General features: G+C 76.8%; 1 protein-coding gene. It reads left to right on the top strand.

The annotated features are described in order from the left end of the window. Nucleotides 1-413 (top strand): methionyl-tRNA formyltransferase (locus tag DZG00_RS16425; protein ID WP_375342518.1); only part of this gene is annotated, 413 nt, incomplete at its 5' end. Nucleotides 414-482: the final 69 nt, after the last annotated feature.

Below are 482 nucleotides of genomic sequence, written 5' to 3'. Positions count from 1 at the left end.
CGCAGGGCGCCGACCTCCTCGCGCGGACGGTCGCCGGCATCGCCGCGGGCACCGCGGTCGCGCGCCCGCAGGAGGGCGAGCCCACGCTCGCGCCGAAGACCACGATCGACGACGGGCGCATCGACTGGACGCGGCCCGCCGGCGAGGTGCTCGCCCGCATCCGCGGCGTGACTCCCGAGCCCGGCGCCCACACCTCGGTGGACGACGTGCGCCTCAAGGTCCATCGCGCCGCCGAGCTGCACGAGACCGCGCCGCTCGAGCCCGGCCGCGTCGCCGCCGTCGACGGCCGCGTCGCCGTCGGCACCGCCAGCCACCCCGTCGAGCTGATCCAGGTGCAGCCCGCGGGGAAGAGCCCCATGCCCGCCGCCGACTGGTGGCGCGGCGTCACGATGAAGGACGTCACCGCACCATGACCGATCCGACCGGCACGACCCCGCAGACCGCCGCGCAGGACGCGCTGCTCGCGATCATCACCGACACCG

Source organism: Clavibacter lycopersici (assembly GCF_003576405.1).
Lineage (GTDB): Bacteria > Actinomycetota > Actinomycetes > Actinomycetales > Microbacteriaceae > Clavibacter > Clavibacter lycopersici.
This window is presented reverse-complemented; position numbering and strand designations above follow the sequence as displayed.